The 6,875-nt window shown below is 70.2% G+C and carries 6 protein-coding genes and 1 pseudogene; 2 read left to right on the top strand and 5 right to left on the bottom strand.

The window, feature by feature from the left end; translation table 11 throughout:
- The 5 genes and pseudogenes from ABS52_18960 to ABS52_18980 all read right to left on the bottom strand — a co-directional run bounded on the left by ABS52_18960 (position 1) and on the right by ABS52_18980 (position 4,721).
- Positions 1-279: pseudogene (locus tag ABS52_18960) on the bottom strand (hypothetical protein).
- Between the two features lie 12 nt (positions 280-291).
- Entirely contained in the window at positions 292-1,278 is a 987-nt protein-coding gene (locus tag ABS52_18965) for a pyruvate dehydrogenase (GenBank protein ODT00102.1), read from the bottom strand.
- Positions 1,279-1,372: 94 nt separating this feature from the next.
- Positions 1,373-2,392, bottom strand: coding sequence for a pyruvate dehydrogenase (acetyl-transferring) E1 component subunit alpha (locus ABS52_18970; GenBank protein ODT00103.1), 1,020 nt, complete (start codon positions 2,390-2,392; stop codon positions 1,373-1,375).
- 181 nt (positions 2,393-2,573) lie between these two features.
- Entirely contained in the window at positions 2,574-3,482 is a 909-nt protein-coding gene (locus tag ABS52_18975; GenBank protein ID ODT00104.1) for a lipoyl synthase, read from the bottom strand.
- A gap of 135 nt (positions 3,483-3,617) precedes the next feature.
- The gene (locus ABS52_18980) at positions 3,618-4,721 is read right to left on the bottom strand and encodes a hypothetical protein (protein ODT00105.1); all 1,104 of its coding nucleotides are present in this window, start codon (positions 4,719-4,721) and stop codon (positions 3,618-3,620) included.
- 111 nt (positions 4,722-4,832) lie between these two features.
- Between ABS52_18980 and ABS52_18985 the strand changes: the two genes are divergently transcribed.
- A complete protein-coding gene (locus ABS52_18985) occupies positions 4,833-5,051 on the top strand; it encodes a hypothetical protein (protein ID ODT00106.1) in 219 nt (72 codons plus the stop codon).
- 137 nt (positions 5,052-5,188) lie between these two features.
- Positions 5,189-6,733, top strand: coding sequence for a hypothetical protein (locus ABS52_18990; GenBank protein ID ODT00107.1), 1,545 nt, complete (start codon positions 5,189-5,191; stop codon positions 6,731-6,733).
- Positions 6,734-6,875 lie beyond the last annotated feature (142 nt).

Below are 6,875 nucleotides of genomic sequence, written 5' to 3' on the forward strand. Positions count from 1 at the left end.
GGCCGGGGGGGCGCCGCCGAGGAGGGCGTCGATGTTCTCATCGGCGGTGGCGATCACGCCGATGAGGGCGCCGACGGGGGTCGTCGCCCCTTCGTCCACCAGGCGGCGGCGCAGGATGCCGTCGCCGCGGGCGACGAGCTCCATGATGGCCTTGTCCGTCTCGACCTCGGCCAGTGTCTCGCCGCTCTTGACGGCGTCACCCTCGCTCTTGATCCACTTGACGAGGCGTCCTTCCTCCATCGTGGGGGAGAGGGCCTCCATGAACACCTTGGTTGCCATGGGTCGGTGACGTTAGGCGGTGGGGAGGTACATCACCTGCTTGATGGCCGCGACGGTCTTGGCGACGTCGGGCTTGGCGGCGCGTTCCAGGTTCTTGGCGTACGGCATGGGGACGTCTTCCTGGTGGACGCGGAGGACGGGGGAGTCGAGGTCATCGAAGCAGTGGCGCTGGATGTAGTCCACCACCTGGGCGCCGACGCCGCAGACTTCCCACCCTTCCTCGAGGACGACGGCACGGTTGGTCTTTCGCACCGAGGTGGTGATGGCCTCGATGTCCATGGGGCGGATGGAGCGGAGGTCGACGACGTCGATGCGGATCCCTTCCTTGGCGAGGGCATCGGCGACCTGGAGGGCGACGAGGACCGACTTGCCGTGGGTGATGAGCGAGCAGTGGTCGCCCTCGCGCTTGAGGTCGGCCTTGCCGATGGGGACGATGTACTCCTCATCGGGGACCTCGCCCTTGGTGTTGTAGAGCATCTCGCCCTCGAGGACGATGACGGGGTTGTCATCGCGGATGGCGGCCTTGAGGAGCCCCTTGGCGTCGTACGGGGTGCCCGGGGCGACGACCTTGAGCCCCGGGATGTGGGCCAGCCACGATTCCCAGGCCTGCGAGTGCTGCGCCGCGAGCTGCAACGCTGCCCCGTTGGGGCCGCGGAAGACGATCGGCATCGGGTACTGCCCCCCCGACATGTAGAGCATCTTGGCGGCCGAGTTGACCACCTGGTCGAGGGCCAGGAGGGCGAAGTTCCAGGTCATGAACTCGATGATGGGGCGCAGCCCCGCCATGGCGGCGCCGACGCCGACCCCGGCGAAGCCGAGCTCGGTGATCGGGGTGTCGACGACGCGCATCTCGCCGAACTCCTGCAACAGTCCCTTGGACACCTTGTAGGCCCCCTGGTACACCGCCACTTCCTCCCCCATGAGGAAGACGCGGTCGTCGCGCTGCATCTCCTCGCGGAGGGCGTGGTTGAGGGCGTCGCGATAGGTAATTACCGGCATGACGAGACGGGAGACGGGAGACGGGAGGCGGGAGTGTCGACACGCCGAACGGCGCGTCGACGGTTGGCGAGTGACGGGAGCGTTCCGACGATTCTCATGTCGTCGTCTCCACCAGGACGTCTTCCCAGAGGCTCTCGAGCGCGGGCTCGGGGCTGGCGTCGGCGAAGTCCCAGCTGTCCTGGACGATCGCCTTGACCTCGTCGTCGAGCTTCGCCATGCCGGCGTCGTCGATCTCGCCCAGCTCCTCCATGTGCGCGCGCAGGACGTTGATGGGGTCGCGCTTCATGTACTCCTCCAGCTCCTGCTTGGTGCGGTAGGTCCCGCTGACCGCGTCGGACATGGAGTGCCCCATGAAGCGGTAGGTGCGCACCTCGAGCAGGGTGGGGAGCGACTGGGTGCGGGCGCGGTGCACGGCCTCGGCCACGGCGGTGCGGACGGCGAAGACGTCCTGGCCGTCGACGTGCGCCCGTGGCATGTCGTACGCCGCGCCGCGCTGGTAGATGTCGTGAATGGCCGAGGCGCGCTCGAGCGCGGTCCCCATGCCGTAGCGGTTGTTCTCGATGATGAACACCACCGGGAGCTTCCACAGCCCCGCCATGTTCAGCGCCTCGTGGAAGGCGCCGGTGTTGACCACCGATTCCCCCATGAAGCACAGGATGACCTGGTCGGTCCCGCGGTACTTGATGGCGAAGCCGACGCCGGTGGCGATGGGGACGTGCCCGCCGACGATCCCGTGCCCGCCCAGGAAGTTCGTGTTGCGGTCGAAGAGGTGCATGGAGCCCCCCTTGCCGCGGGCGCAGCCGTCGCTGCGGCCGAAGAGCTCGGCCATGATGGCGCGCGCCGAGATGCCGCGGGCGAGCGCCTGGCCGTGGTCCCGGTAGGTGGTGATGACGTAGTCGTCGTCGCGCAGCACCGAGATGGCGCCGGTGCCGCACGCCTCCTGCCCGATGTACAGGTGGCAGAAGCCACCGATCTTGCCTAACGCATAGGCCTCGGCGCAGCGCTCCTCGAAGCGGCGCTGGAGGAGCATGGAGTGGAGGAGGGCCGCGCGCGTGGGCGCATCGGTCTCGCCGAACGTCGGTTCGGCCTTGGGCTCGGTCTTCTTTTTCGCCATGGTCGAGTGGGCGGGGGCCGGTGAAGGGCGCCGGTGATAACCGTGGCGCACGCTCTGGCGCGCTCGGGGTGAGGACTGTGGGGTGGCCGCGGGCCCCCTATCGAGGCCCGGATCCCGGGGAATGCGGGACGTGCGGGTGCTGCTCCACGCCGCGGGGCGCTGGGGCCCCGCGGCGCGGAAACTAAACGCCTGCTGCCTGGACCTGCTCCCAGGCGTGATAGCTGGACCGGACCAGCGGGCCCGCTTCCACGTGGCGGAAGCCCAGCCCCATCCCGATGGTGCGCAGCTCGCGGAACTCCTCGGGGGTGTAGTAGCGGTCCAGCGGGAGGTGCCCGTCCGAGGGGCGGAGGTACTGCCCCAGCGTCAGGATGTCGACGTCGACGGCGCGCAGGTCGCGCATGACGGCGACGAGCTCCTCCTTGGTCTCGCCGAGGCCCACGATGATCCCGGACTTGGTGGGGATCTGCGGCGCCACCTGCTTGGCGAAGCGGAAGATCTGCATCACCCGCTCGTAGCGCCCACCGGGGCGGGCGCGCTTGTAGAGGCGCGGCACCGTCTCGGTGTTGTGGTTGTAGATCTCGGGCCCCGCCTCCAGGACGGTGCGAATGGCATCCTCGTCGCCCTGGAAGTCGGGGACCAGGACCTCGACCGAGCACCCCGGGAGGCGCTGGTGGATCTGCCGGATCGTCTCTGCGAAGATGTAGGCGCCGAAGTCCGGGAGGTCGTCGCGGTCGACCGAGGTGATGACCGCATGCTGCAGCTTCATCTGCGCGATCGCCGCCCCCACCCGGTTGGGTTCATCGAGGTCGTACTTGGGGGGGCGCCCATGCGACACGGCGCAGTAGCCGCAGTTCCGCGTGCAGACGTCGCCCAGGATCATGAAGGTGGCGGTGCCGTGCTGCCAGCACTCGCCGACGTTGGGGCAGTGAGCTTCCTCGCACACCGTGTGGAGGTCGAGCTCCTTCATGAGCCCCTTGAGCCGGGCGTAGTTCTCGCCGCCCGGCGCCTTCACCTTCAGCCACGACGGCTTGCGCTCCGGGAGCGGCTCGGCGCGATGGCGTCCCATGATCTGGTACAGCGTATCCGACATCTCTCGGCTTGGTATTCCGCAGGGCGTGGAGTGGGAGTCGGGTGACGCCCGTCCCCACGTCGCGAAGGTCCGGGAATGTACCCCCCCGCACACGACGGGGCCAAGATGTGTAACCCCTATTCTGCCTATGGACGGTTATGAAATGGGCGCCGCCGAGGCCGGAAACCGCGCGATGGAGAAGGGGGACAGATCGTGCGGTGAGGGGGCCCCGGCGGCCAGGGCCGCAATCGCATCGCCGGTGATCGGGGCAAGGAGGATCCCATTCCGGGAGTGGCCGCAGGCGTACAGGACGGCGGGGTTGTCCGGATCGGGGCCGATGATGGGGAGACCGTCGTACGTCATCGGCCGGAAGCCGGACCAGGTGCGGACCTCGTCGGCTCGGGCGAGCGACGGGACGAGCCGGGCGGCGACGTCGCGGAACCGGGTGAGCGCGGCGTCGGTCGTGCCCAGGGCGAAGCCCACCGCTTCGGAGGTGCTCCCGACCATCACTTGCCGGTCGGCGGGGCGGGGGATGAGGTAGCCGCCGAAGCCGAAGACGGGGCGGGTGACCGGAGAGCCCACGAGCGACATCATCTGCCCGCGCAGCGGGAGGACGGGGAGGTGGCGAGGGAGCCCCTCGACCAGCGGCTGCCATGCCCCGCCGGCGAGGACGAGGTACCGGCAGCGCAAGGCGCGCCCGTCGTCCATTGCGACCGAGACGAGGGGGCCGGCCATGCGGATGCGCTGCACCTCGGCGTTGAGGCGCGGGATGTTGGCGAGCGCGATGGCCTCCTCGAGGGCCCGGAGGAGGCGCTGGTTGTCCACCATGCCGTCGGCGGCGTGGTGGCGCGCGCCGTACGGCGCGTGGAGGGCCGGCTCGAGCTCGATCACTTCGGCGGGATCGAGCCAGGGGGATGCCGCGTCGGCGGACGCCCGCAGGGCGGCGGCCTCGCGCTCGCTGCCCGGGACGCGCAGGATGCCGTCCAGGGCGAAGGGGATGTCGTGCCCGGTGGCGGCGCGCAGTTCGTCGACGAACGAGCGATAGCGCTCGCGCCCTTCGACCATGAAGGTGAGCGCGGCGCCACTGGTGGGGTCGATGGTGGGGGCGAGGAAGCCGGCGGCGGCCGCCGAGGCGACCCCGGGGCGCCGTCGGCCGACCAGGCAGGTGGCGAGGCCGCGCGCGGCGCTGGCGCGGGCGCAGGAGAGGCCGATAATGCCATCGCCCAGCACCAGGACCTCGACGAAGTCACTGGACGTCATGCGGCGCTCCGCGTGACATTGCGCGCAGCCCTTGCCGCGACGCGCGTGGCGTGAAACTTCGCCCGAGCGCCGGGCGTAATGTGGCCAGTCCTCGCATTGGAGAACGGACCTATGCTTCGCACCATCTTCATGATCGGGTTGTTCGCCATCGGCGGACTGTTCCTGCTCAAGCTGTTCTTTGGCGTCTTCGGCGTCTTCTTCGGATTGCTCCTCGGGCTGCTCGCCCTCGCGGTCAAGATCGCGATCTTCGGCGCGATCATCTACCTCGTCATCCGAATCTTCAGCCCGGACACGGCGCGGCGGATGCGGGAGCGGTGGTCGGGGAACTAGAAGCCGAGAAGACGAGAAGACGAGAGGGCCGGCCGGGCTGGGGTCGGCCCTTTCCGCATGCGGTCGCGCGTCGTTCCCCGGCCACGGCGATCCCTTTCACCACGACATCCATCATCATGAGACGGTTCACATCCTTCATGTACCTGGGGCTCCTGGCGGCGGTGGCGGCGTGCCGGGGAGGCGCGCCGGCACCGGCGGGGGCGCCTTCGCCGGCGCGTCTCGAGCCTAACGCGGCGGAGCTGCGGGCCGACCTGTTCGCCATCGCGGCCGACTCGTTCCGCGGGCGCGAGACGGGGACGCCGGATGCCGACCGGGCGGCGGCGTGGCTGGCGCGGCGACTGGCGGCGCTGGGCGTGGAGCCGGGGGGCGACAGCGGGTACTTCCATCGCGTGCCCATGCGCCGCACGCGCCTCACGGCCGACTCGCTGGTGGTGTCGACCCCGGCCGGGCGGACGGCGTGGCGCCTCGGCGGGGACCTGGCCGTGCTCACGGCGCTCGGTCCCGGCGCGCCGCTCCCCAGGCTTGCAGCCGACGGGGACGTCGTCTTCGCCGGCTACGGGCTGGTGGACCAGGCGCTCGGACGCGATGACTACAAGGGGCTCGACGTGAAGGGGAAGGTGCTGGTGATCGCGGGGGCCGTCCCGGCGGGCGTCGACTCGGCCAAGCGGAAGGCGCTCGAGGCGCCCGACGCGCTCTTCGCGCGCCTGGGGGCGGCCATCGGACGCGGGCCGGCGGCGGTGATCCTCCTCCTCCCCGATTCGATCTATCGCCTGGCGGCGGGGCAGTTCTCGACCACCCAGCTCGAACTGGCCAGCCGGGCGGCGCAAGGCGGGGGGGCGCGTATCCTCCCGATGGTCGCGGTGGGGCGCCTGGTGGACGGATCGCCGCTGCTGCCGGCCGGGTGGCCAACGGATGACAAGGGCGCGGCACTGGCGGGGACGCGCTTCGCGGCGTCGGTGAGCGTGGCCTCGTCGGACTTCAACGGCTACAACGTGGTGGGGATCGTGCGCGGCAGCGATCCGGCGTTGCGCAACACGTACGTGGCCTACGGGGCGCACTACGACCACATCGGGATTCAGGCACCGGTGAACGGCGACTCGATCGCCAACGGGGCCGACGACGACGGTTCGGGGACGGTGACGCTCCTTTCGATCGCGCGCGCCTTCGTGCAGGGGCCCAAGCCCCGGCGCTCGGCGCTCTTCGTCTGGCACGTGGGGGAGGAGAAGGGGCTCTTCGGGTCGAGCACGTTCACCGACCATCCCACCGTCCCGATCGACTCGATCGTGGCGCAGCTGAACGCCGACATGGTGGGGCGCAACGCACCCGACTCGCTGTACATCGTGGGCCCCGGGGCGGCGCCTAACGGGCAGAGCGCGGTGCTGGGGGCGGTGATCGACTCGGTCAACGCCGCCGCGGCGCGCCCGTTCGTCTTCAACCGTGAGTGGGACAACACCACGCACCCGGAGCGGATCTACTACCGCTCGGACCACTACAACTACGCCCGGAAGGGGATCCCCATCGTCTTCTTCACGACGGGCCTGCACCCGCAGTACCACCAGGTGAGCGACGAGGCCGCCCTCATCGACTACGAGAAGATGGCGCGGGTGGGGACGCTGATGTACCGGGCGGGGATGGCGCTGGGGAACTCGGCGTCGCGGCCCAAGCCGGCGGCGGTGCAATAGGGCGGACGGGAGACGGGAGACGGGAGTACAAACGGCGCCGCTCGCGGCGCCGTTTGCGTAGACGTGGGGGAGAGCGCCGGCGCGATCCGGCGCGCCGGCACTTCCGTCTCCCCACTCCCGTCTCCCCACTCCCGTCTCCCCA

The sequence above is a fragment of the Gemmatimonadetes bacterium SCN 70-22 genome (assembly GCA_001724275.1).
Classification (GTDB): domain Bacteria; phylum Gemmatimonadota; class Gemmatimonadetes; order Gemmatimonadales; family Gemmatimonadaceae; genus SCN-70-22.

Coding starts and splice junctions, on each gene's coding strand:
- ABS52_18965 (ODT00102.1), bottom strand. CDS start 1,278: ATGCCGGTAATTACCTATCGCGACGCCCTCAACCACGCCCTCCGCGAG.
- ABS52_18970 (ODT00103.1), bottom strand. CDS start 2,392: ATGGCGAAAAAGAAGACCGAGCCCAAGGCCGAACCGACGTTCGGCGAG.
- ABS52_18975 (ODT00104.1), bottom strand. CDS start 3,482: ATGTCGGATACGCTGTACCAGATCATGGGACGCCATCGCGCCGAGCCG.
- ABS52_18980 (ODT00105.1), bottom strand. CDS start 4,721: ATGACGTCCAGTGACTTCGTCGAGGTCCTGGTGCTGGGCGATGGCATT.
- ABS52_18985 (ODT00106.1), top strand. CDS start 4,833: ATGCTTCGCACCATCTTCATGATCGGGTTGTTCGCCATCGGCGGACTG.
- ABS52_18990 (ODT00107.1), top strand. CDS start 5,189: ATGTACCTGGGGCTCCTGGCGGCGGTGGCGGCGTGCCGGGGAGGCGCG.